This window comes from Megasphaera elsdenii DSM 20460 (genome assembly GCF_003010495.1).
Taxonomy (GTDB): domain Bacteria; phylum Bacillota; class Negativicutes; order Veillonellales; family Megasphaeraceae; genus Megasphaera; species Megasphaera elsdenii.
Genome location: NZ_CP027570.1, coordinates 2306382 through 2328241, shown reverse-complemented (window position 1 = coordinate 2328241; position 21860 = coordinate 2306382). Strand labels below are relative to the sequence as shown.

The following is a 21860-nucleotide window of genomic DNA, read 5'->3' as shown; positions in this document are numbered from 1 at the left end:
GTGTATAATGTCAATATCGAACAAGTTCTATATATTGCTAAGGAGGCACGGAAAATGAAAATCGAATTATGGTCGGACTACGCCTGTCCCTTCTGCTATATCGGTGAGAAGCGGCTGGAAAAGGCCTTGGCGGAAATTGACGGCGGAGATAAAGTGGAAATCGAATTCAAGAGCTTTGAACTTGACCCTTATGCCAGCCGGGAGGTCGTTTCCTCTACGGTGGATCGTTTTGCCGCGAAGTATCATCTGAGCAAAGAGGAGGCAGCAGAGCGTATTGAAGCCATCTCCCGCATGGGCAGGAGTGAGGGAATCGACTTTCGCTACGTCTCTACACGTTACACCAACACCTTTGACTCCCTGCGTCTCACGAAATATGCCCAGGAAAAAGGGAAAACAGGAATTATCACGAAGTTATTTGATGCTTACTTCACCAAGAATCTGAAACTCAGCGACCATGATGTGCTGACACAAATCGCAGGCGAATGTGGCTTGGACAAGGACGAAGTGACTGCAGTGTTGTCCGGCGACCGATACGCCGATGAGGTACGCGCCGATGAGCAGGAAGCAATGGAGCACGGCATTCACGGCGTACCCTATTTCCTTATCAACGGCAAGTACACGGCATCAGGTGCACAACCGACGGCCATGCTGAAAAAAGCCATCGAAAAGATACTGGCTGAGGAAACGTCAGCGGCAACATCATTAGATGGCATGGTCTGCGGGGCGGATGGCTGCCATATTGTGCAGTAAGGCGGGGGAGCATCATGATTTTATCGTTGCCCGTGGCAGGCGTTTTTAACACCAATACCTACTTTTATATTGATGATGCCACAGGACACGGCTTTTTGCTCGACCCCGGTGCAGAAGCAGATACTCTTTTAGCCGTTATTCGACAAAGAGGATTCGTCATCGAAAAAATTCTGCTCACCCATGGACATTTCGACCACATGGGTGCCGCAGCGCAAATCCAGGGTGCACTGTCCATCCCTATCTGTATGCACGAGAGAGGGCGGGAATATACAGAGAATCCTCGTTGGAATCTCTCGGAAGGTTGCGGGCTATATATCAAACTGGATGATGTGAGCTATTTGCCGGACGGGAGTAGGATTGCCCTCGAAAGGAATCCTGTATTTTCTTTGACCATGCACTACGTTCCCGGTCATACTACGGACAGCGTATTCTATTATAGCGCCAAGGACAATGTGGCCTTCGTGGGTGATTCCATTTTCAAGAACAGTTTCGGGCTGACACATTTTCCCGGCGGGGATGAGCAAACATTGATGCAGAGTATCACACAGCGTATACTGAAACTGCCGCAGGAAACCGTCTTGCTGTCCGGACATACGGAACCGACTACGGTGGGGGCAGAACGGGAACGCTCGTGGTATGCGCCATTTTCGAACTCATTCCCGTCATGCTGACGGGGGGAGTTAAGACCTTAGAAGATGCAGAAACTCTCCTAAAAAATAATGCTGCGGACTTGATTGGGGTTGGCAGAGAGATTTTGAAGAATCCGTATTGGCTAATGGAACAAATGGAAAAGTGACAGAACTTATCCAATTTAGGGGGAGCAAAATCCCCACCGAGGGGGTGCAAATGCACCCCCTCTCTTTTTGTCGAAGCCTTGTCCTGCGCGGCTTCCGAGGAAGACTTGCTTAACGATAGGCGGTGGGGGGTTCCCGCCATCATCGACCCTGCTACCTTTGAGATGGTGCAGTCGGAGGCAGCGCGGCGCAAGCGGGAGGGAGGCAGATACAGCGGCGTGAGCATTTTCTCCGGCAAGATAAAATGCGCCGAATGCGGCAGCTATTTTGGGGCGAAGGTCTGGCACAGCACAGACAAGTACCGCAGGGTCATCTACCGTTGCAACAACAAGTACGACGGGCATAAATGCCAAACGCCTCATGTGACGGAGGACGAGGTCAAGGCGGCCTTCGTCACGGCATTCAACAAACTGGTGACGGAGCGCGAGGAGGTCATCGCCAATGCCCGGCTCGTGCAAAAGACGCTCTGCGCCACGGAAGAACTTGAGCAGGAAAAGTCTGCACTCGCCGAGGAACTTGCCGTGGTGGTGAAGATGGTCGAGGAGTGCGTCGCCGAGAACGCCCGCATCGCTCAAAATCAAGCGGAGTATCAAAAACGCTACAACAGGTTGGTGGCAAGGTACGATGCCGCCAAGCGGCGGTTCGACGAGGTGATGGAAACAATCGCCGAGCGGTCAGCCAAGGCAGAGCGGCTGGCGGGGTTCGCCAAGACGCTCGAAGGGCAGGGCGAACCGCTTACCGAGTTCGACGAGCGGCTGTGGGGGAGCATGGTGGAGTGCGTGACGGTGAGGGCGGACGGCGGGCTGTCCGTGGTGTTCCGGGATGGGACGAGGGTGTGATGCGCGATGGATGGTGCGGTGCGAAAAAATTTTCGTGCTATGCAGGAATCTGATGATTCGTGTCGAAAACCACCGCGGATAGAATATATGTCGATGCCGACGGCTGGCTATAGGCAACGCCGAAAACCATCCAAGCGATGCTCTGCACCATCGGGAAACTAGGGTGGGAGAAGTCGGCTCTCGCCGAGGAGCTTGCCGTGGTGGTGAAGATGTTGGAGGAGTGCGTCGCCGAGAACGCCCGCATCGCACAGAACCAAGCGGAGTACCAGAAACGCTACAACGGACTGGTGGTGCGGTACGATACCGCCAAGCAGTGGTTTGACGAGGTGACGGAGGCCATCGCCGCGCGGTCGGTCAAGGCAGAGCGTCTGGCTGGTTTCATCAAGACGTTTGAGGGGCAGACCGCACCGCTCTGGGATTTCGACGAGTAGCTGTGGGGCAGCATGGTGGATTATGTAACGGTGGACGCAGATGGCGGTATGCCCGTGGTGTTCCGCGATGGGATGACGATACATAAATGACAAATATGAATCCAATATCTTGAATGATGCTTGGCGGGGCTTTTTTTGTCCTGCCAAATTTTTTCTGAAGGGTATTGACAGCAGTATGGGGTAGTGCTATTATATGTATATGCAAATGAGAGAGGAGGACGGCAAGGTGAAAGCAGACGAGACTATCTTGAGAAAATGCCTGTTCTTTACTGCCAATCGGCTGGCGAATGTGCTTCGGCGTATTGTAAATGAAGTGTATGCCACGACCGGTATTGCCGCTCCCTATGTTTATGTGCTGATTGTGGTGAACCAATATCCGGGCATCACGATTTCCGAACTCAGCGAGAAGCTGGATATTGCGCCGTCCACCTGCACCCGCTTTGTCAATGCTCTCGTAGGGCAAGGCATACTGCAAAAGGAGCAGGAATGGAAAACCGTTCATGTCAGCCTGACGGAACTTGGCAAAGAGAAAACAGAAGGCATCGACGAGAGTTTGCATCAGCTGAGAGACAGGGCAGTCGCCGCCATCGGTGAAGCAGAATATCGCCAGCTTTCTGCGGCCATGAGCCAAGCGGCGGACAAATTGGATCATGCGTAATTTTATATGTTTCATCTGTATATACATACTACAAGGAGGATTTGGCTATGAACAAAGAAGAATTCATGAAGTATTTGCCGGTGGATGCCTACGGTATCATGTCAACCGTGCGGGAGGACGGAATGCCGGAAGCGCGGTGCATCGAGTTCCAGTTCGAGGAGGACGGGAAATTTTACTTCGCCACGGCCAGCAACAAGGAAGTCTATCGGCAGCTCGTCAACCATCCCCAGACGGCCTACACCTACATGGAGCCCTCCGGCAAGTTCACGGTACGCATCACGGGCGTGATGAAATTTGTCGCCGCTGAGGACAAAGAGGAGCGTCGCCGCATTTGGGACAGGCTCGATGAGATTGTCCATAAAATCCATAAGACCGTCGATAGCCCCACGCTTGTCCTGATGTATATGGACGAATGCACCTGCAAGCTCGCTCATGGGCTTGGTACGCCGAAATCCGTGGAAATGTAACGCCATAGAGAAAACAAGCCAGCGGAGGAATGAACATGAACACTTACGAAGTCATCAAAACGAGACGTTGCACCCGCAAATTCAAGGCGGAAGCCGTCCCAGACGACAAGCTCGAAAAAATACTGGATGCCGGGCGCGCCGCCCCCTGCGGCGGCAACAGTCAGACCACGCATTTTCTGGTCATCCGCAGTCCCAAGGTGCTGAAGGAACTGGCGGAACTTGTGTGCCGGACCTTTTCCGCTATGGAAGTGAAGCCTGGTATGTATAAGTCCATGCAGGCGGTCATCAAGGCGGCGCAAAAAGGAAATTTCGCCTTTCATTACAATGCCCCCGTTCTTATCGTGACGGCCAACAAAATCGGCTACGGCAACGCCATGGCGGACTGCGCTTGTGCCATAGAAAACATGATGCTTATGTCCAACGAGCTTGACCTCGGCAGCTGCTATATCAACCAGCTCCATTGGCTGGACGAAAATGCCGCTGTCCGCGACTATCTGATGAAACTTGGCCTTGCGGAAGATGAAACCGTCTGCGCCTCGATGGTGGTGGGCTTGCCCGACACGGCAGACGGACTCCCGCAGCGCACCGAGCGGAAAATCACCGGCAATCCCGTAAGTTATGTCGATTGAGACGGCAGAAAGCGTGAACAGCATGAAAGAAAATCCCGTACCCATGCGAAAAACACAGGCTCCCGGGTTCTTCCGCACCATGGTGGGCGATTATGAGGTGACGGCGCTGTTTGATTCATCCGTCCGATACGATGCGTCTATGTTCAGCGGCTTTACTTCATTTACTCACGAGGAACTTTCCGAAATGCTTCGCCGTGATTTTGTCCCGCTCATGGCAGATGGAATGTCGGAAGGGACGCTGAGCGTATTCTTGGTGAATACCGGAAACCATCTGATTTTGATTGATGCGGGCATAGGCGAAACGGAATCGCCGGTATTTCTTGACACGAAAGGGCACTTGACGGAGAATCTGGTCGCGGCGGGCTATGCGGCTTCCGATGTCGATGTAGTCTTGCCGACGCATCTTCATTTTGACCATATCAACGGGATTATGGAGAGCGGGGAAATGGTTTTCCCAAACGCAACAATTTATCTGGCAGAACAGGAAAAAATTTTTTGGCTCGACACCCCCATGGAAAACTTCCCGGAGGCCATGTTACCCTTTGTCAAAATGGCAAGAGATGTGCTCCTTCCCTATCGCCGCTCAGGACGCATAGTGTCCTATGCTTCGGGCAGTGAGGTGTTTCCGAACGTAAAATTCGTTCCGCTCTTCGGGCATACTCCCGGACACACCGGATTTGAGTTTTCATCACGGGGACAAAACTTTCTGGCCTTCGGAGATTTCGTGCATATCAAATCGGTGCAACTTCCCCACCCGGAAGTGGGCGATATATTTGATACGGATGCCGAAACAGCCGCCCAAATGCGCCTGTCGATATTGCCGCAAATAGCCGAACGCAGGATTTTAGTTGCCGGAGCGCACTTCCCCTTTCCGGGCTTGGGATATATCAAAAAAGAAGCAACAGGATATCGTTGGATTCCCATCGAATTTCGTCCCATTCGTAATTGACAGAGAAAATTATTACACAGAAAGGAATGGAATGACGCTATGAACCCGAACACCATTTTGACCATGAACGCCCAAAAGCCGAATTTCTCTGCCGAGGAGGTGCTGAATGTCCTGAAGTACCGCTATGCGACCAAGAAATTCGATCCGAACGCCAAAATTTCCAAGGAAACCTTCGATGCCATCTTGGAGGCTGCGCGGCTGGCGCCGACCTCGATGGGCTTTGAGCCGTGGAAGATGATTGTGCTTCAAGATGCCGAACTTCGCCAGAAGATTAAGCCCTTTGCGTGGGGCGCGCAAAATCCCTTGGACAATGCCAGCCACTTCATCGTATTCATTGCCAACAAGAAAAATGACGTGACCTTCGGCTCGGCTTACCTTGACCATGTGTTGAAGGAAATTCATCAGATTCCCGACAAGGTATATGAGTTTTTCAGAGAAGCCTACACGAATTTTTCCACCAAGGACTTCAACACCATGGAATCAGAACGCGCCGCCTTTGACTGGTCTGCCAAACAAGCGTATATCGTCATGGCCAACATGATGACGGCGGCGGCTTTCTTCGGGGTGGATTCCTGCGCCATCGAGGGCTTTCAGCCGAAAGAACTTGACCGTATCTTGGGCGCAGAGGAAAAGCTCTACGACACCGAGCATTACAGCGCAGCCGTTACTCTTGCCCTTGGCTATCGGAACGAAACGCCCCATCGTGACAAGACCCGCCGTCCGCTGACGGAATCGGTTATTTGGAAATAAAATTGAGGAGGACAATCCCATGAAAAATTACAGCACGACGAAGGTCAAAGACAACGAAAAACGCATTGAATTGCATGATACATTAGGACTTACCGGGGCGGAAATCAGCATCAATGAGCTGGCCGCAGGGAAGAAAGTACCCTTTGCCCACTACCACAAGCAAAACGAGGAAATCTATGCGATTTTGTCCGGCCGGGGCAAGGCCGTTGTCGATGGGGAGGAGATACAACTGGAGAAAGGCGACTGGCTTCGCATTTCCCCGGCGGGAAAGCGGCAGTTTTTTGCAGCGGCAGATGAACCTCTCTCCTATGTTTGCATCCAAGTGAAAGCCGGTTCCTTGGAAGAATATACGGCTACCGATGGAGTTGTGGCAGAATAATAGCCGTAGAAAGGCGGGGAACATAAATATGTTGAGAGAATCCATAGAGGTGGGCGGCATTGCCCTGAAAAATCGCCTGGTCATGGCACCGGTGGATTTGGAGAAATCCGACCACGGCACGGTGACGGAGGAACAGCTCAAATATTACGATGAGCGGACAAAGGGCGGCTGCTTCGGGCTTGTTGTCATCGAACACAGTTTTGTTCAGCCGAACGGGAGAGCTTCCGAGAATCAGCTTTCCTCTGCAAAAGACGAGGATATAGCGGGGCTCACGAAACTGGCAAGCCTCATTCACGGGAACGGATGCAAAACTGTTCTGCAAATTTCCCATGCCGGGGCAGTGTCGCCGTTGGCTCAGGTAACGGAAGGAATCAGCCCCAGCGGACTTGTAAGTCCCAAGAAAGCTATGGTGGGCGGCGCGATGGCTCCGACACACGCCATGTCGCAAGAAGAAATCGACGGCTTGATAGAGAATTTTGCGGCGGCAGCACGTCGGGCAAAAGTTGCCGGCTTCGATGGCGTGGAGATTCACGCCGCACACGGTTATTTGCTCAATCAATTTTATTCGCCGCTAATGAATCAACGCACGGACGCTTACACAATCAAAACACTTGATGGACGGCTGAAACTTCATTTGCAGGTAATTGCGGCTGTACGCAAGGTGTTGGGGCGCGATCTTATTTTGGGAATGCGCTTCGGCGCCTCAGACTACATGGACGGCGGCAGTACGATTGAGGACGGCGTTCAGGCTGCAAAAATATTGGAGAGCGCGGGACTTTCCTACCTCAGCATTTCCGGTGGACACTGCGGCTCGAGTCCGAGCAACAAAAAAGGCGTCGGCTACTTTGGCGACTCCTCCGAGGCAATCAAACAGCAAACGACCCTGCCCATCATCCTTACCGGCGGTGTCAAAACAAAAGAAGATGCCGAATCCCTGCTCCAAGCGGGAAAAGCTGATATGATCGGCGTAGCAAGAGCCGTCATCGGGAATCCGGACTGGGCGAGAAATGCCATGAGTGAATGAAGCGAGGGGAGATAAAATGCCTGTTTTTCATGTTCACATAGGAGCGAACCAATTCACTGGGGAGGAGAAACGTAATCTTGCCGATGCCTTGAATCTTGCTCTTCACGAGGCTATGGAAACCCCGATGGATGACCGTTTTATCATCATCAGCGAGCATAAAGAAGATGAATTTTTTATCACGGATACTTTTCCCGATATGCAGCGCACCGGCAAGCGCATAGTCGTGAACGTGGCCTTTGGCGACACCAGAACACTGGAACAAAAGCGGAAACTTGCCGAACTTGTCACTCGCTACGCCAAGGAAAAAGTCGGCATCGGCCCGGACGATGTAAGCATGATGATGTATCCCCTGCCGATTGAAAATATGTCTTTCGGTCGCGGCAAACTCAGTACCGATATCGGGCTTGCCATGCCATGGGTCAAGAAAGAGGAAAATTCGGGAGGGGAGATTATGGCTGCAAACCAGATAGAAGACCGCTTGGCCATTCGGCAAAATTTTGATAAGCATTGGGTATCTGTGGACAACAAAGATTATGAAGTTTTGCGTACCGTCTTTTCGAACGATGCCGTTCTTGAGATGTTTTTGGACGGCAAACAGGCCATACATGGAAGCATTGACGAAGAATTTCCGCTTTTTTGCGGCTTTTTCGATGCCTGCGAGTTTACTTTCGGTTTTACCGGTCAGCAGCTCATTACGAAACTGTCCGATGATACCGCCGAAACCTATGAATATGTTATGCTCAACATGGCAAAAAAATTGCAGGGTATATCGGAAGTCACCATGAACGCCCTGAAATGCAAATGTGATTACCGCAAGGAAAATGGCGAGTGGAAAAAAACGAAATGGTCGGCAACCGTGCAATTCACGACAAAGATACCACTGCAAAGCACTTGGGCCACTTGGCTATAAACATCTATTGCCATTACAAAACCATTCGACATATGAACTGGGGGTGCAAAATCCTCGACGAGGGGGTGCAAATGCACCCCCTTCTCTTTTTGTCGAAGCCTTGTCCCGTGCGGCTTCCGAGGAATACTTGCTTAACGATAGGCAGGGGGGTGCAAGGGGGTTCATCGTTAATCGAGTATAGGGGGTGCATCGTTATTTTGTATCAAAATTTGCGGTAAAGGGGAACTCCTCCTCATCATCATGAGCAGCCTGGCACAGGAAGAAAGCCGGAGCATTTCGGAAAACGTGACCTGGGGTCATCGGAAGCGGTTCGCTGACGGCAAGGTGTGTGTTCCCTACAGGCATTTTCTGGGCTATGACAAAGGGCCGGATGGGAATCTGGCCGTCAACAAGGAACAGGCCAGGACGGTGAAACTGATTTACCGTTTGTTCCTGGACGGGTATACCTTCCGCTCCATTGCCAGGGAGCTGACTGCCAGAGGGCTGGTACGAGAAAGCTAAGACACGATTCGACGAGGTGACGGAGACCATCGCCCAGCGGTCAGCCAAGGGCGAGCGGTTGCGACGCGAAGCTAGTCCCTTTAGGGAGCGGGGTTCATCAGGACACTTGAGGCGCAGGAGGGGCCTGTGGCGGAGTTCGATGAGCCGCTCTGGGGGGCGATGGGGATTGTGTGACGGTGGGTGTGGATGGTGGAATGACGGTGGTGTTTCGGGATGGAACGGAGAGACGGCTGTAAAATCAAAATGTTGTTTGTTCTTTTATCAAACTTGTCATAATCTCCACAAACTCCCTGACGTGCGGCGCAGGCTCTTTGGCATAGAGCAGGCCGTATGGGACGGAGTAATCGCCTCCCCAGTCGCAAGGGAGCGTCACGAGGGAAGGGTGGATTTCCGACCAAATATCGGCGGTAATCATGGGATGCCCCGTGGTGGCTGCATAGTTGAAGATGCTGATGTCATAGGAAGGTACATCGTGGATATGGATTTGCGGGTGCGCGGTTTCAAGCTCATCGCGCAAGCGGTCGATATAAATTGTGTCGCCCCGCTCCACCATGAGGAGCGTCTCGCTGTAGAGGTCGGTCAGCATCAGCCTTTTGCAGCTTGCCAGCGGATGATTGATGGGGACGGCCACCGCCAAGGGAAGCTGGCGTATTTTGAGGGCATTGACTTTATTTTTCCATAATGTGGACGGGAAGAGTCCGGCAATGATGTCGACGCTTCCCGTTTTTTCAGCGAAAGAATCCTGTTTGTCACTTTTTCCGTCATCAATGGGGACGATGGAAAGTTTGATATGAGGATAACGACTGCTTACAGCCACCCATAGCTCCATGATGGGGCGGCAGGGATTCATCATAGAACTGCCCAGCCGGATAATGTTCTGCTTGCCTGTCGTGAGTGCCTTGGCAGTAACCAGAGCCTGCTCGGATATATGGATGATGCGGCGGGCATCCCGATAAATGCTCTTGCCGGCCTCTGTAAGCACAATGCCGTGGTTCGTCCGCCGAAACAGCGTCAATTCTAATCTGCCCTCCAAGAGATTGATCTGCTTGATGAGCGCATTGGGGGTGATGAAGAGTTTTTTCGCCGCCTTCGTGAAGCTGCCGCAATCGGCCGCCATCAGAAATGCGTCCAAGTGTTTGTTGTACATCGCAAAGCCTCCTGTATGAACCTTTTGGTTAATGCCATGATAGCAAAAAGCGACTTCCGTTGCAAGGAGATTTGCCATAAAATGAATTTACAGACGGAGGGACACGGCCGTTACGGAAAATGCCTTCCAAAAGCCGTAAATTTTCGAGTGGATTGCAGAGGAGAATGTATATGGAATATACCATGCTGAACAATGGCATCAAGATGCCTCTCTTGGGATTTGGTGTTTACATGATGACCGACCCAAAGGAATGCGAGACGAGCGTCCTTCAGGCGCTGGAAACGGGCTATCGGCTGCTCGACACTTCCTCGGCTTATTTCAATGAAGAAGCCGTTGGACGTGCCATCAAGGAAAGCGGCATTCCCCGCGAGGAACTGTTCGTCACGACAAAGCTATGGATACAGGATGCGGGCTATGAAAATGCCAAAGCGGGGTTTGAAACGTCCTTGCAAAAACTGGGGCTTGACTATCTCGACCTCTATCTTATTCATCAGCCTTGCGGAGACTGTTACGGCTCATGGCGGGCCATGACGGAACTGTATCAGGAAGGGCGTATTCGGGCAATCGGCGTGTGCAACTTCGGCAGCGACCGTCTGGTGGATTTCATCATGAACAATAAGCTGCCGCCGGCCGTCAACCAAGTGGAGTTCCATCCCTATTATCAGCAAAAAGCCGCCGAGAAAATCATGCGGGAATACGATGTCCAGATGGAGGCATGGAGCCCATTGGGGCATGGCGGCAAGGGAATCCTTGAAAATAAAACTCTTATTTCCATCGGGAAAAAATACGGGAAAACTCCGGCGCAGGTCATACTGCGCTGGGATGTGGAGCGCGGCATCGTCACGATTCCAAAATCCGTACGCAAGAAACGCATAGAGGAGAATTTCGACATATTCGATTTTCGTCTGACGAAAGAGGAAATCACGGCGATTGACCTGCTGGACAGGAATGATGCCATTGCCGATTTGACGGACGTGGAACTTATCAAAAAGCTGAATCAACTGAAGGTAAGATAAAAAGAAGGGGGCAAAGAGTGGCTGGAGCCGGTGGATGAAGCGGCTTATAAAGCCTTGAAATGACGGAGGATAGGACTATGCGTTTCTATAAGCTTGCAGCTGCATTGCTGGCGGCAGGAATTTTATCGATGAATTTGATGTTTACGGAGGCGGCATAAATGGAGCAGAACAATAACGAGAGAAAAGCGGTAAAGGTAGTGCAGACGGCGGGGCGCGATATGCTCGGCGAGATTGCGCCGGAATTTGCCCGGCTCAACGATGATGTCCTGTTCGGCGAGGTCTGGTCGCGGAACGACAAACTTTCCCTGCGTGACCGCTCGATGGTGACGGTGGCAACCTTGGTAGCCAAGGGTATGGGCGATACCTTCGCCTGTCAGTACCAGATGCAGGAAGCCAAGAAGAACGGCGTCACCAAAGAGGAAATGGCGGAAATCTTGACCCATCAGGCGTTTTATGCCGGCTGGCCGAATGTGTGGGCGGCGTTTAATTCCATGAAGAAGGCTTATGTGGAGGAGGGAGCAGCAAAATGAGCAGCAAATTTTCTTCCCGCTTAAAGAAAACTTTGGCTGTGGCAGCCGCTGCCGCTTGGTTGATTATTCCGGCGGTGCTGCCCAATCAGCAAACGATGGTGTACGCAGCAGAGGCGCAGGCCGTCAGCCAAAACGTATTGGCAAATACCGAAAACGGGCAAGTGCGGGGCTTTGCCAAGGGTGGTGTGCGCTACTGGCGGGGGATTCCCTACGCCAAGCCGCCGGTCGGTGAGCTGCGTTGGCGGCCGCCGGTGAAGGTCGATAACTGGCATGGGGTGCTTGATGCCACCGAATACAAAAGCGAAGCGGCGCAGACGGGTTACTTGGGCGTGTTCGCAACGGCAGGCGGCTCAGAAGATTGCCTGTACCTCAATGTGGCCGTGCCGGAGAAGCAACCCGGCGACCCCGATAAACTTCCCGTCTTTGTCTGGATTCATGGCGGGGCTTTGGTGGTCGGCGCGGGGAGCGATTATGACCCCTCGCTTTTAGCCAAGGAAGGCCGCGCCGTGGTGGTGACGATAAACTATCGGCTCGGGGCGTTCGGCTATTTTGCCCATCCCGCCCTTGATGCGGAAGGTCACGCCGCTGTCAATTACGGCGTGATGGATCAGATTGCGGCGCTTGAATGGGTGCAGAGAAATATCGAGAACTTCGGCGGCGATCCCGACAATGTGACGATTTCCGGCGAATCCTCCGGCGGGCAAAGCTCGCAAATCCTGATGGCCAGTCCCAAGGCCAAAGGCTTGTTCAAAAACATCATCGCCATGTCCAGTCCTGTCATGTATGCCAATGGCCATTCGATTTCGCGGGAACAGGCCGAGGAAAAGGGCATCGGCCTGGCTAAAGCGGCAGGATTGGAAAACGCTACCGCCGAGGAGTTGCGCTCCCTTTCCACGGAAGAAATTTTGGCTTTGGAAAACAACTATTTATTGGACGGCATTATCACCCGTGACGGTGAGTATGTGCCGTCAAGCATCGCTGAAGCCTTTAAGAACGGCGAAGTAAACGGCGAACGGCTGGGCATTGGCAATGTGCAAAACGAGGGTTCTTTCTTTGCCGCCCTGACGGAGAGCATTGCCGGGAAAAATATGGACGAGGCCGCCTATCGCACCAATCTCGAGACATTGGAAAAACAGTACGCTATCCCCGGCTTTGCGGACAAGGTGATGGCCGAGTATCCCGCAGAGGCTTACGGCAGTCCCGCCGAGGCGTATGCACAGGTCATCACGGACAGCTGGTTTGCTGCGCCGATTTATCGGATTGCCGATTCGCTCGACAGCAAGCTGAAAGTCTATTACTACGAGTTCAGCGATCCGCAGTGTCCCAAGTATGTTGCGACCGATTTTGAGCAGGGAACGGCGCATACTTACGAGCTGCCGTATCTTTTCCCCGGCTTTCACGGTTCTTCAGACATCGGCACCGAACTCACGCCCAAGCAGCAGAAGGTCGCCAAGCAGATGGCGAAAATCTGGACGGGCATGTCCAAAGTGGACGAGCAGGGAATATGGAAGCGTTTTGACGGCGACCATGCCCGTTATTTGAAACTTGGCCAAGGGAAGCCGCAGATGGTGGATATGAAGGAATACAAGCAGCGCCACCATTTCGCTTTCTGGCAAAATATCAATATGTACTAAAGGAAGAGGAACAAAAAATGGACGAAGTACGGATTGATTTGCGAAAGATAGGAGAAGATGTGGGGAACTATGAAGTCGTGGTGGGCAATCCTGCCAAATGTATCAAGCGGTTAGAGCCTGAAAAATTTGAAGTATAAGGAGGCAGTACGATGAAGCCTCATACATATCGGTTCGTCTTTGCCGCACTTTTGCTGACTATGTTGGCCGTTTTCGGCATCGCTTTTACGGCAGATTCCGAGCCGCAAAATTCCTCGTTGAAAACGGACGGCATGAAGGACGCGAAATTAGCGGAGGAAAAAATGATGAGCAAGCAGGAGGAGAGAATTATGAGCAAGGATAAGAAGATTTTGGTCGTCTGCTATTCCTTTTCCCGTGGCAACACCAGGAAAATCGCCAAACAGTTGCAAACGGTTCTTGATGCCGATTATGCAGAAATCGAGCCGACCCATCCTTATCCGCCCTATGGCGGCTGGAACAGCGAAGTGACCGAGCAAGGGAAGCGGGAGGTGGAGGCCGGCTTTATGCCGGAAATCAAGCCCCTTGCGGTGAATATCGCCGATTATGACATCATCGCCGTGGGAACGCCGACCTGGTGGTTTACCATGGCGCCTCCCATGCACACTTTCCTGAAATCGCAGGACTGGACGGGCAAGACGGTCATTCCCTTTATGACACACGGCGGCTGGCCGGGGCATGTAATCACGGACATCAAGGAATACTGCGCCGGGGCAAAATTTGCCGCAGCTATGGAAATACAGTTTGATTCGGAGGGCGGCGACCATATGCTGACTTCCCAAGCGGACATCGACGCTTGGCTTGAGGGATTGAGGAAAGAACTGCGATAAGATATACTCATTGATAGGAGAGGACTGTTTTTCATGAAATACACGAAACTGGGAAATTCGGATTTGCACGTCTCCCGTATTTGCCTGGGCTGCATGGGCTTTGGCGATGCCAAGACGGGGCAGCACAGTTGGACGGTGGACGAAGAAACGAGCCGTAGCATCATCAAACATGCACTGGAGCTGGGCATCAATTTCTTTGATACCGCCATCGTTTACCAGAACGGCACGAGCGAGGAATATGTGGGGCGGGCTTTGCGCGATTTCGCGAGACGCGAGGACGTGGCAGTGGCGACAAAATTCCTGCCCCGCAGTCCGCAGGAAATCGCAGACGGCGTGACGGGGCAGGAGCATATCGAAAAATCTCTTGACATGAGCTTGAAGCATTTGGGCATGGATTATGTGGATCTGTATATTTGCCATATGTGGGACTATAAGACTCCAATCTATGAGGTCATGGATGGACTGAACCGCATGGTCAAAGCGGGCAAGGCGCGTTTTGTGGGCATCGCCAACTGCTACGCATGGCAGCTCGCCAAGGCGAATGCGCTCGCCGAAAAGGAAGGTTTTGCCAAGTTCATTTCTGTGCAGAACCATTACAATCTGCTTTTCCGTGAGGAAGAGCGGGAGATGGCAGAACTTTGCGAAGAGGATAATATTGCCATGACGCCGTATAGCGCCTTAGCCAGCGGCAGGCTTTCCCGCAAACCCGGCGAAATCACCAAGAGGCTTCAAGAGGACAGTATGGCGCATCTGAAATATGACGGTATGGCGGAGGCTGACCAGAAAATCATTGTGCGAGTGGCAGAACTTGCGGACAAATACCGGATCACCATGACCGAGATTGCCTTGGCATGGCTGCTGACAAAGGTAGATGCTCCCGTAGCCGGGGCAACCAAGCTTCATCATGTGGAAGGGGCAGTCAAGGCGGTGGATTTGACGCTGACGGACGAGGACAGGAACTATCTGGAAGAACTATATGTTCCTCATCCGCTGGTGGGCGTTATGGCGCAAAACACCAAAAATGCCGACAGTGAAGGCCAAGCGTGGGCAAAACACGCACCGAAGGAGTAAGAGGGCAGAGCCAAATGACTGCCGCATGGCAAAGGAGCTTTTTGATGTTGCTGAAGCAAACGGCGTGACACTTTGCCATGATAGGTACAAAATAAATATATTGCGAGGAGGGGATGTCATTGTCAAATCATGCAACAAAATCGATAAAATCTGTCATCGGATTTTTCCGAGGAAGAAATGCAGGAAATATGTGCTTTGAATATGCGGCGAAGGTTTGAAAACTGGTAATTATATAATAGGGGGGTGCAAGGGGGTTCATCGTTGAAGAACTGCCAGATAAGGTCGCGGAAGCCGAGGTGATGCGGATTCTTATGGTTCAACCGGTCGTTCATTTCCCAGATGGACATATACTTGTGGCGATGGAGATAGGGGACATTAACAGACGGTCAATCAGATCAGCCTTTTGCCGCTTACTTTTTGACCGATTGCCCTCAATTCATTTTTTATCACCGGTACTGTCTGATTCTCGATGGCAGAACGCAGGTTACCGGGCTGGATAAAACCTTTTTTTCCAGTGACTTTAATACATCTCCAGGATGTTCTACGGAATATTCATAATACCAGAATCCCTGGAAATGCTGATGCGATAAGTCTGTAGAGTAAGTATGGGCATATTCAAGCATCAGGATTTCATGCGGATACAGGCCCCTCATTGTGGGAACCGCCTTTTTCAGACGTACACTGAGGGGAACTATATCTGGAGATGGACTATCCGCAGGGGGTTCTCGTGAAAACGTAATCTTCACAGGGGGATTGTTGCCCCGGGGAAGAGTCTGCTCTGCTGCCGATGTGTTATCGATGGAATGATGGAACAGTTTCTTGAAAGTATCAAATAAGCCCATGATATCAGCTTCTTGTTGTAGATTCCTTTTGTTCCAGTATACCATGATGGCGCAGATTTGTAAGGAAAAGAGTGAACCTGCCTATGCACACGGGGGTGTTCAAAATCCCTGCTATCGTTCGATTGTATCAAATACAGACACCTTTGAGAGCTTGGATGCTGATATTGGTTTTGTCTTTAGCAGGATGTCTTATCCAGATATTGTTATCAAACTGATTTATCGTGAACTGATGTATCTTATCTGCCATAAGGATAGTATCTATGGTGACGAGGTTGCCTGTGAAGATTTAGATGTCCGTCAACAAATTATGCTGATTTGGGGGAATGATTTCCTGCAATGGCACCATTCTCACTGGAATCCTGATGAACTGCCGCTCTTAACGGTCAATACGGGCTCCATGTTGCAGCGATATTTGATGATTCCCGATAGATGGGCTGTAGCACCTATGTCCGTTGTTTCAGATGCCATTCGTAATAATTCGGATCTCGTCTTTTACACGCTGAAAACACCACCACCGCCACGGATCTGTTATGAAGTCACGAATCGATTTACTAGTGAACCTCGTCGCAAGGGAATCCGTATTATCGATGAGGAACTCAATGATTTCATCAATCAAAACCCGAGTATTTGCCGGTTTGAAACGTGGATGCTTAATAATGGTTCCTTGTAAAAGATAAAACTCAAATTTCCTACATCTATCATGCATAAGCATATAATTTTGAAATGTTGATTTTTGCCAAGCAACATGGTATCGTATATTTGAGTATATAGTTCAAATTGCAATTCTATGACGGACATTGCTGTTGTTAATTATCATCCGGCGGCTTGAACTAGGCCAAGTAAGACAGGGACTGTAGCATGAAGTGTGTATCATGCGCAGTTCCTTTTTTTAGTCGATTTTGTAAGATGAATGGAGGCGTAGTATGCATAAGCATATCATTTTGAATAATGGCCTGACCATGCCGATTGTCGGCTTTGGTACGTGGATGTTGAAGGGCGAGGCGGGGAAGCGGGCGGTCCTCGATGCTTTGGCTGTGGGCTACCGCCTCATCGATACGGCCCACATGTACGATAACGAAGCCATGGTCGGCCAGGCCGTGGCCGAGAGCGGTCTGCGCCGGGAGGATATCTTCATTACGACGAAGCTCTGTCAGACCCGGGCCGGCTATGAACTGGCCTGGCAGGGCATTGAAGAATCGCTGGCCCGGTTGCAGACTGACTATATCGATTTGCTGCTCATCCACGAGCCTTATGACGAGGCTTTAGACATGTATCGAGCCTTGACCGAAGCCTACCGCCAGGGACGGGTCCGGGCCATTGGCATTTCTAATTTCAATGCTCGGGAATATCTTGATTTTATCGGAAGTTGTGATATCATCCCCGCTGTCAATCAAGTCGAGTGTCACGTCTATTACAGACGAAAAGAGCTCCAACAAACACTTGTGGCGCAGGGGACACAAATGCAGGCATGGAGCCCTTTTACAGAAGGGAAAAAGCCGATATTCCAGGAGCCTATTTTACAGGCTGTCGGCGAGAAATACGGCAAGACGGCCGCACAGATTGCTTTGCAGTACCTGGTTCAGCAGGGCATCGGCGTCATCCCGAAATCATCCCATCGGGAGCGGATGATTGAGAATCTCGCTATTTTTGACGTCACCCTGAATCGAGACGACATGGCCCGGATTCAGCAGTTAGAAACGGGGAAAACCCTGTTCGGCTGGTATGAGGACTGACCCGAATCAGATATCGAGGGCAGCCCAGTACCCCCAGTAGACGGCATTGGTGATGGTCGATACTTTGGCGGCATCGCCGATGACGCGGACGAAGGGCGCACTGTCTTGCAAGGCTTCTACGACGTCGGTGCGGGACCGCTGGCCTAAGGCACAGATGACCGTATCGCCAGGGACGAGGACGCGCTGACCCTGCGGATCTTCACAGAGGACGCCTTCCGGCGTGACTGCGAGGCCTTTATACGACGTGTGGACGTGGACGTACTTTTCGATTTGAGCCAGGAGCAGGGGACGATGGCGGATATTGGCATCCGGTGCCAGAGTCGGACGTATTTCGATGAGCTCGACTTCTTTGCCTTCCTGGCCGAGGTGGATGGCACATTCGCAGCCTGCCAGGCCGCCGCCGAAGACGATGACGTGATTCCCGACTTTGGCCTTTTCTTTATAGTATTGGTTCACGATGATGACGTTGTCGCCGTCCAGGCCTTTGATGGGCGGGACGAGGGGGCGGGACCCGGCGGCGATGATCAAGGCCTGCGGTTTTTCTTTAGCTGCGTAAGCCGGCGTTACTTCTGTATTCAGGCGGATTTCGACACCGGCTTGGCGGGCCAGCCGTTCATAGGTCTTTCCCAGTTCGTACATTTCCCGTTTGAAGGGGATGGCCTGTTCGCTCTTCAAGATGCCGCCGACTTCGCTTTCTTTTTCACAGAGGATGACCTGATGGCCGCGGCGGGCTGCCGTATAGGCTGCATACAAGCCGCCCGGGCCGGCGCCGGCGACAAGGACTTTCTTTTTGACCGGTGCCGGCTGGATTTCCGTCCCGTCCAGTTCCCGGCCAATGAGCGGGTTGACCGTACAGCGGCGCGTGGCAGTCGACGCCCGTTCAGCCATGCAGGTGAAACAGCGCAGGCAGTGGACGATGTCTGCGTCCCGGCCTTCCATGATTTTCTGCGGCGTTTCGGGATCGGCCAGCAGCTGCCGGGCCATGTAGACGATGTCGGCTTTTCCCGAAGCGATGATGTCTTCCATCATGGCTGGGTCGGTCAAGCCGCCGATAGTAGCTACGGGCTTGCTGACGTGTTTTTTGATGGCGGCAGCCAGATAGACGTTACGGCCGTGGGCTTCAAACATCGAAGGGTGAGTGATGCCAAAGGTTTTCTGATACGTACCGGCCGATACATGGATGATATCGGCGTACGCTTCGATGGCTTGGGCAATCTGGATGCCTTCTTCCAAGTCGTAGCCACCTTCGGTGAATTCGGCGCCACTCATGCGGAATTCGATGGGGAAAAAGGGACCGACAGCGGCGCGGACCGATTGCAGGACTTCGATGGCGAAGCGGACGCGGTTTTCCAGGGAGCCGCCGTAGGAGTCGCTGCGGTGGTTGAACAAGGGCGAGAGGAACTGGTTGATGAGCCAGCCGTGACCGCCGTGGATCATGACCATTTCAAAACCAGCGCGTTTGGCCAGGCCGGCGGCGTGACCATAGGCTTTTACGATATCATCGATCTGTTCCTGGGTCAGGGCTTTGACCGGGACGCCATCGGGGCGCATCCCTTCACTGGGACCCCACTGGCAGAGCCCGTGTTGACGGCTTTTGTCAGTCATATAGGTCCCGGCGAATTGGCCGGAATGGGATAACTCCAACGAGGGGATAGCGCCGTGACGGCGGATGGCATCGGCTGTGTAAGTCGCTGCGGCTAGGGAATTGAGAATCGATTCATCCAGGTGGTAGGCGTGGGAACCATCGGTCTGGGAATGGACCATCAATTCGGAAACGGTGACGGCTGCGGCACCGCCTTTGGCGCGCAGTTCGTAAAAGGCCGTCGATTTCGGACCGATACAGCCGTCGTTGGTAATATCCGTACCGCCCATGGGGGCCGAAAAGATACGGTTGCGGAAGGTCGTGCGGCCAATGGTGATGGGGCTGGATACGTGCGGGAATTTTCGAGTCATGAGGAACCTCCTGTAATCAGCGTAATAGCGTTTCTGTATTTCTCCTCTACGGTACCATAAAAAAAGTACTGCCGTCCATCAAAGGAACGACAGCAGGTGTCAACAATTTGTTGCTATGGGTGGTGACGCGAGGTCAGGGCCGCGATAATTTCCTGGAATAAGGAGTCGCCGCGCTTTTCTTTTTTACAGACAAAGAAGATGCGCCACGGCGTCCCTTCGGTAATGGGGACGTAACGGAGCGGCGGCGGGGCGGCATGGATGTTCACGTCGATGCCGATGCCGACGCGTTCCTGACAGAAATGATAGATGAGGCGGCTCTCCATGGTCTTGACGACGAACTGCGGCGTAAAGCCGAAATCGGCACAGCGCCTGACCAGACTATGGAATAAAGAAAAATGCTCGTTCAGGCCGACGAGGGGCTGCCCTTTCAGGTCTTCAATAGTGATGGACGGCCGGTCGTAAAAAGGGTGACCCTCATAGATGACGGCTTCAATGCCGGTGCGATAGATTTCCTCTTGGAAAAAGGCGTCTGACCGGATCGGGCCGATACAGAAGCCGCAGGACAGGCTATCTTCGGCGATGAGCTGGACAATCTTTTCGTTGAAATCTTCGACCCATTCCAGGGACTTGTCCGGATGGCGGGCCATGACATCTTTCAAGACATGGATGGAAAGGATATTCAGTACGCCGCAGGAGAAGCCGATGTGCAGGCCTGCTTTTTTCCGCTTCAACGCCTGCATCCCCAGCTGCAGGTCCAGGAGCTGTCGTGTCAGTTCCTGGGTGTGCTCGTAAAAATACTGTCCCTCCGGCGTCGCTTCCATGCCTTTGCGGCTGCGGACAAAGAGAGGCGTCTGCATTTCCCCTTCCAAGGCAGTGATGACCCGGCTCACGCCCTGCGGCGTCAGGCACAAGTCCTTGGCCGCCTGGTGGATGCTCTCTTTTTCAAAGACCCGCTGAAAGCAGCGGATAGCATGGATGTCCATGGTCAGGACTCCTTATTGTCTGTCATACCACTGGAACAAGGCCTGGGTCCCGCAGTTTTCCATGCCCTGGGCGGCCAGCTGGTCGTAGAGTTTTTTGGCTAAGCAGAGGCCTGGCAGGTCCAGTCCCATTTCTTCGGCCGATTCGATGGCGATGCGCATGTCCTTGAGGAAATGCTTGATGTAAAAGCCCGGCTTGGTGTCGCCTTTCAGCATACGTGGCGCCAGGTTGGCCAGGGACCAGGAGCCGGCAGCTCCGGCCGATAAGGTGGCGATGACTTTTTCCGGGTCGAGGCCGCTTTTTTTCGCATAGGCCATGGCTTCGCAGACGCCCATCATGTTCGAGGCGATGGCGATTTGGTTGCTCATCTTGGCATACTGGCCGCTGCCGGCCGGGCCAAAATAGGTCAGGGTCTGGCCCATGGCCGAAAAAATAGGTTTCATGCCTTCAAAGGCCGCTTCGTCGCCGCCGGCCATGATGGCCAGCGTCCCTTGACGGGCGCCGATGTCGCCGCCGGAAACGGGAGCATCCAAGGCCTGGATGCCCTGTTTTTGGGCCTGAGCATAGATTTTCTTGGCCAGGGAGGGACTGGACGTGGTCATGTCGATGACAAAACCGCCTTGTTTACCGCGAAAGACGCCGTGTTCCCCGAAATAGACGGATTCCACGTCTTGGGGATAGCCGACCATGGAAATGACGACGTCCGATTGGGCAGCCAGTTCTGCCTGCGAATCGAACCAGTGACAGCCTTCTTGGATGAGTTCTTCTGCCTTGGCTTTCGTCCGCGTCGTGATGTTGACGGGATACCCCGCTTTCTGTAAATTGCGGATCATGCCGCTGCCCATGACGCCGGTCCCGATGAATCCGATACGTTGTGTACTCATGATGATACCTCCTGTTTTTTTGCTTTTATTATAACATGGAACGGTAAGAAACGATATTGACAAGATGGGTTCCGGCCTGTTATACTTAACCTACAATTGAATCGCGAAGGGGAGTAACCTTCTCGTGAGTTGCCATCAACATC

At 52.5% G+C, this 21860-nt stretch carries 25 protein-coding genes; 21 read left to right on the top strand and 4 right to left on the bottom strand.

The window, feature by feature from the left end; all coding sequences use genetic code 11:
• The 14 genes from C6362_RS11020 to C6362_RS10955 all read left to right on the top strand — a co-directional run bounded on the left by C6362_RS11020 (position 1) and on the right by C6362_RS10955 (position 9081).
• Positions 1-750: a DsbA family oxidoreductase gene (locus tag C6362_RS11020; RefSeq protein ID WP_255411297.1), complete on the top strand. Its 750-nt coding sequence runs from the start codon at positions 1-3 to the stop codon at positions 748-750.
• 14 nt (positions 751-764) lie between these two features.
• Positions 765-1421 carry an MBL fold metallo-hydrolase gene (locus C6362_RS11015; protein ID WP_014016588.1) on the top strand — a complete coding sequence of 219 codons (657 nt, stop codon included), beginning with the start codon at positions 765-767 and terminating at the stop codon, positions 1419-1421.
• Positions 1415-1546 carry a hypothetical protein gene (locus C6362_RS12360; RefSeq protein WP_198407944.1) on the top strand — a complete coding sequence of 44 codons (132 nt, stop codon included), beginning with the start codon at positions 1415-1417 and terminating at the stop codon, positions 1544-1546. Before C6362_RS11015 ends, C6362_RS12360 begins: the two co-directional genes overlap by 7 nt.
• Positions 1547-1762: 216 nt before the next feature.
• A complete protein-coding gene (locus C6362_RS11005; protein WP_198407945.1) occupies positions 1763-2383 on the top strand; it encodes a recombinase zinc ribbon domain-containing protein in 621 nt (206 codons plus the stop codon).
• 137 nt (positions 2384-2520) lie between these two features.
• Positions 2521-2814, top strand: a complete 294-nt coding sequence (locus tag C6362_RS11000) for a hypothetical protein (protein WP_051014193.1) — start codon at positions 2521-2523, stop codon at positions 2812-2814.
• Between the two features lie 193 nt (positions 2815-3007).
• On the top strand, positions 3008-3472 hold the full coding sequence (locus tag C6362_RS10995; RefSeq protein WP_218925675.1) for a MarR family winged helix-turn-helix transcriptional regulator: 465 nt from the start codon (positions 3008-3010) through the stop codon (positions 3470-3472).
• Positions 3473-3519: 47 nt separating this feature from the next.
• A complete protein-coding gene (locus tag C6362_RS10990) occupies positions 3520-3939 on the top strand; it encodes a pyridoxamine 5'-phosphate oxidase family protein (RefSeq protein ID WP_014016592.1) in 420 nt (139 codons plus the stop codon).
• Positions 3940-3974: 35 nt separating this feature from the next.
• Complete coding sequence (locus tag C6362_RS10985) at positions 3975-4568, top strand: nitroreductase family protein (protein WP_014016593.1); 594 nt, start codon at positions 3975-3977, stop codon at positions 4566-4568.
• Positions 4558-5517, top strand: coding sequence for an MBL fold metallo-hydrolase (locus C6362_RS10980; protein ID WP_106699305.1), 960 nt, complete (start codon positions 4558-4560; stop codon positions 5515-5517). The genes C6362_RS10985 and C6362_RS10980 overlap by 11 nt, the downstream gene beginning before the upstream one ends.
• Positions 5518-5556: 39 nt before the next feature.
• Entirely contained in the window at positions 5557-6267 is a 711-nt protein-coding gene (locus C6362_RS10975; protein WP_014016595.1) for an NAD(P)H-dependent oxidoreductase, read from the top strand.
• Between the two features lie 19 nt (positions 6268-6286).
• Positions 6287-6646 (top strand): cupin domain-containing protein, encoded by a 360-nt coding sequence (locus C6362_RS10970; protein WP_014016596.1) that lies wholly within the window; start codon positions 6287-6289, stop codon positions 6644-6646.
• A 28-nt stretch (positions 6647-6674) separates the two neighbouring features.
• Complete coding sequence (locus C6362_RS10965) at positions 6675-7670, top strand: NADH:flavin oxidoreductase (RefSeq protein WP_014016597.1); 996 nt, start codon at positions 6675-6677, stop codon at positions 7668-7670.
• Positions 7671-7686: 16 nt separating this feature from the next.
• Positions 7687-8580: a tautomerase family protein gene (locus C6362_RS10960; RefSeq protein WP_014016598.1), complete on the top strand. Its 894-nt coding sequence runs from the start codon at positions 7687-7689 to the stop codon at positions 8578-8580.
• 240 nt (positions 8581-8820) lie between these two features.
• Positions 8821-9081 (top strand): recombinase family protein, encoded by a 261-nt coding sequence (locus C6362_RS10955; RefSeq protein ID WP_014016599.1) that lies wholly within the window; start codon positions 8821-8823, stop codon positions 9079-9081.
• Positions 9082-9319: 238 nt separating this feature from the next.
• Here the strand turns inward: C6362_RS10955 and C6362_RS10950 are convergent, their stop codons facing one another.
• Positions 9320-10228: a LysR family transcriptional regulator gene (locus C6362_RS10950; protein WP_014016600.1), complete on the bottom strand. Its 909-nt coding sequence runs from the start codon at positions 10226-10228 to the stop codon at positions 9320-9322.
• Positions 10229-10398: 170 nt separating this feature from the next.
• On the opposite strand from C6362_RS10950, the gene C6362_RS10945 reads away from it, so the two are divergent.
• From C6362_RS10945 to C6362_RS10910, 7 genes are all read left to right on the top strand, one after another.
• The gene (locus C6362_RS10945; protein WP_014016601.1) at positions 10399-11244 is read left to right on the top strand and encodes an aldo/keto reductase; all 846 of its coding nucleotides are present in this window, start codon (positions 10399-10401) and stop codon (positions 11242-11244) included.
• A 158-nt stretch (positions 11245-11402) separates the two neighbouring features.
• The gene (locus C6362_RS10940; RefSeq protein WP_014016602.1) at positions 11403-11774 is read left to right on the top strand and encodes a carboxymuconolactone decarboxylase family protein; all 372 of its coding nucleotides are present in this window, start codon (positions 11403-11405) and stop codon (positions 11772-11774) included.
• A complete protein-coding gene (locus C6362_RS10935; protein ID WP_014016603.1) occupies positions 11771-13408 on the top strand; it encodes a carboxylesterase/lipase family protein in 1638 nt (545 codons plus the stop codon). Before C6362_RS10940 ends, C6362_RS10935 begins: the two co-directional genes overlap by 4 nt.
• A 149-nt stretch (positions 13409-13557) precedes the next feature.
• A complete protein-coding gene (locus C6362_RS10930) occupies positions 13558-14253 on the top strand; it encodes a flavodoxin (RefSeq protein WP_014016605.1) in 696 nt (231 codons plus the stop codon).
• Positions 14254-14286: 33 nt separating this feature from the next.
• Entirely contained in the window at positions 14287-15324 is a 1038-nt protein-coding gene (locus C6362_RS10925) for an aldo/keto reductase (RefSeq protein ID WP_014016606.1), read from the top strand.
• A gap of 870 nt (positions 15325-16194) precedes the next feature.
• Positions 16195-16836, top strand: coding sequence for a type 2 periplasmic-binding domain-containing protein (locus C6362_RS10915; RefSeq protein ID WP_157868803.1), 642 nt, complete (start codon positions 16195-16197; stop codon positions 16834-16836).
• Between the two features lie 253 nt (positions 16837-17089).
• The gene (locus C6362_RS10910) at positions 17090-17899 is read left to right on the top strand and encodes an aldo/keto reductase (RefSeq protein WP_014016609.1); all 810 of its coding nucleotides are present in this window, start codon (positions 17090-17092) and stop codon (positions 17897-17899) included.
• A 6-nt stretch (positions 17900-17905) separates the two neighbouring features.
• On the opposite strand, the gene C6362_RS10905 is transcribed toward C6362_RS10910, so the two are convergent.
• The 3 genes from C6362_RS10905 to C6362_RS10895 form a co-directional block, all read right to left on the bottom strand.
• On the bottom strand, positions 17906-19852 hold the full coding sequence (locus C6362_RS10905) for an NAD(P)/FAD-dependent oxidoreductase (RefSeq protein ID WP_014016610.1): 1947 nt from the start codon (positions 19850-19852) through the stop codon (positions 17906-17908).
• 113 nt (positions 19853-19965) lie between these two features.
• The gene (locus C6362_RS10900) at positions 19966-20835 is read right to left on the bottom strand and encodes a LysR family transcriptional regulator (protein ID WP_014016611.1); all 870 of its coding nucleotides are present in this window, start codon (positions 20833-20835) and stop codon (positions 19966-19968) included.
• A 12-nt stretch (positions 20836-20847) separates the two neighbouring features.
• The gene (locus C6362_RS10895; RefSeq protein WP_255411296.1) at positions 20848-21780 is read right to left on the bottom strand and encodes an NAD(P)-dependent oxidoreductase; all 933 of its coding nucleotides are present in this window, start codon (positions 21778-21780) and stop codon (positions 20848-20850) included.
• Positions 21781-21860: the final 80 nt, after the last annotated feature.

Coding starts and splice junctions, on each gene's coding strand:
- C6362_RS10900 (WP_014016611.1), bottom strand. CDS start 20,835: ATGGACATCCATGCTATCCGCTGCTTTCAGCGGGTCTTTGAAAAAGAG.
- C6362_RS10940 (WP_014016602.1), top strand. CDS start 11,403: ATGGAGCAGAACAATAACGAGAGAAAAGCGGTAAAGGTAGTGCAGACG.
- C6362_RS12360 (WP_198407944.1), top strand. CDS start 1,415: ATGCTGACGGGGGGAGTTAAGACCTTAGAAGATGCAGAAACTCTCCTA.
- C6362_RS10930 (WP_014016605.1), top strand. CDS start 13,558: ATGAAGCCTCATACATATCGGTTCGTCTTTGCCGCACTTTTGCTGACT.
- C6362_RS10975 (WP_014016595.1), top strand. CDS start 5,557: ATGAACCCGAACACCATTTTGACCATGAACGCCCAAAAGCCGAATTTC.
- C6362_RS10980 (WP_106699305.1), top strand. CDS start 4,558: ATGTCGATTGAGACGGCAGAAAGCGTGAACAGCATGAAAGAAAATCCC.
- C6362_RS10905 (WP_014016610.1), bottom strand. CDS start 19,852: ATGACTCGAAAATTCCCGCACGTATCCAGCCCCATCACCATTGGCCGC.
- C6362_RS10985 (WP_014016593.1), top strand. CDS start 3,975: ATGAACACTTACGAAGTCATCAAAACGAGACGTTGCACCCGCAAATTC.
- C6362_RS10910 (WP_014016609.1), top strand. CDS start 17,090: ATGCATAAGCATATCATTTTGAATAATGGCCTGACCATGCCGATTGTC.
- C6362_RS10955 (WP_014016599.1), top strand. CDS start 8,821: ATGAGCAGCCTGGCACAGGAAGAAAGCCGGAGCATTTCGGAAAACGTG.
- C6362_RS10960 (WP_014016598.1), top strand. CDS start 7,687: ATGCCTGTTTTTCATGTTCACATAGGAGCGAACCAATTCACTGGGGAG.
- C6362_RS10950 (WP_014016600.1), bottom strand. CDS start 10,228: ATGTACAACAAACACTTGGACGCATTTCTGATGGCGGCCGATTGCGGC.
- C6362_RS11015 (WP_014016588.1), top strand. CDS start 765: ATGATTTTATCGTTGCCCGTGGCAGGCGTTTTTAACACCAATACCTAC.
- C6362_RS10970 (WP_014016596.1), top strand. CDS start 6,287: ATGAAAAATTACAGCACGACGAAGGTCAAAGACAACGAAAAACGCATT.
- C6362_RS10935 (WP_014016603.1), top strand. CDS start 11,771: ATGAGCAGCAAATTTTCTTCCCGCTTAAAGAAAACTTTGGCTGTGGCA.
- C6362_RS10945 (WP_014016601.1), top strand. CDS start 10,399: ATGGAATATACCATGCTGAACAATGGCATCAAGATGCCTCTCTTGGGA.
- C6362_RS10990 (WP_014016592.1), top strand. CDS start 3,520: ATGAACAAAGAAGAATTCATGAAGTATTTGCCGGTGGATGCCTACGGT.
- C6362_RS10965 (WP_014016597.1), top strand. CDS start 6,675: ATGTTGAGAGAATCCATAGAGGTGGGCGGCATTGCCCTGAAAAATCGC.
- C6362_RS10995 (WP_218925675.1), top strand. CDS start 3,008: ATGTATATGCAAATGAGAGAGGAGGACGGCAAGGTGAAAGCAGACGAG.
- C6362_RS10925 (WP_014016606.1), top strand. CDS start 14,287: ATGAAATACACGAAACTGGGAAATTCGGATTTGCACGTCTCCCGTATT.
- C6362_RS11000 (WP_051014193.1), top strand. CDS start 2,521: ATGCTCTGCACCATCGGGAAACTAGGGTGGGAGAAGTCGGCTCTCGCC.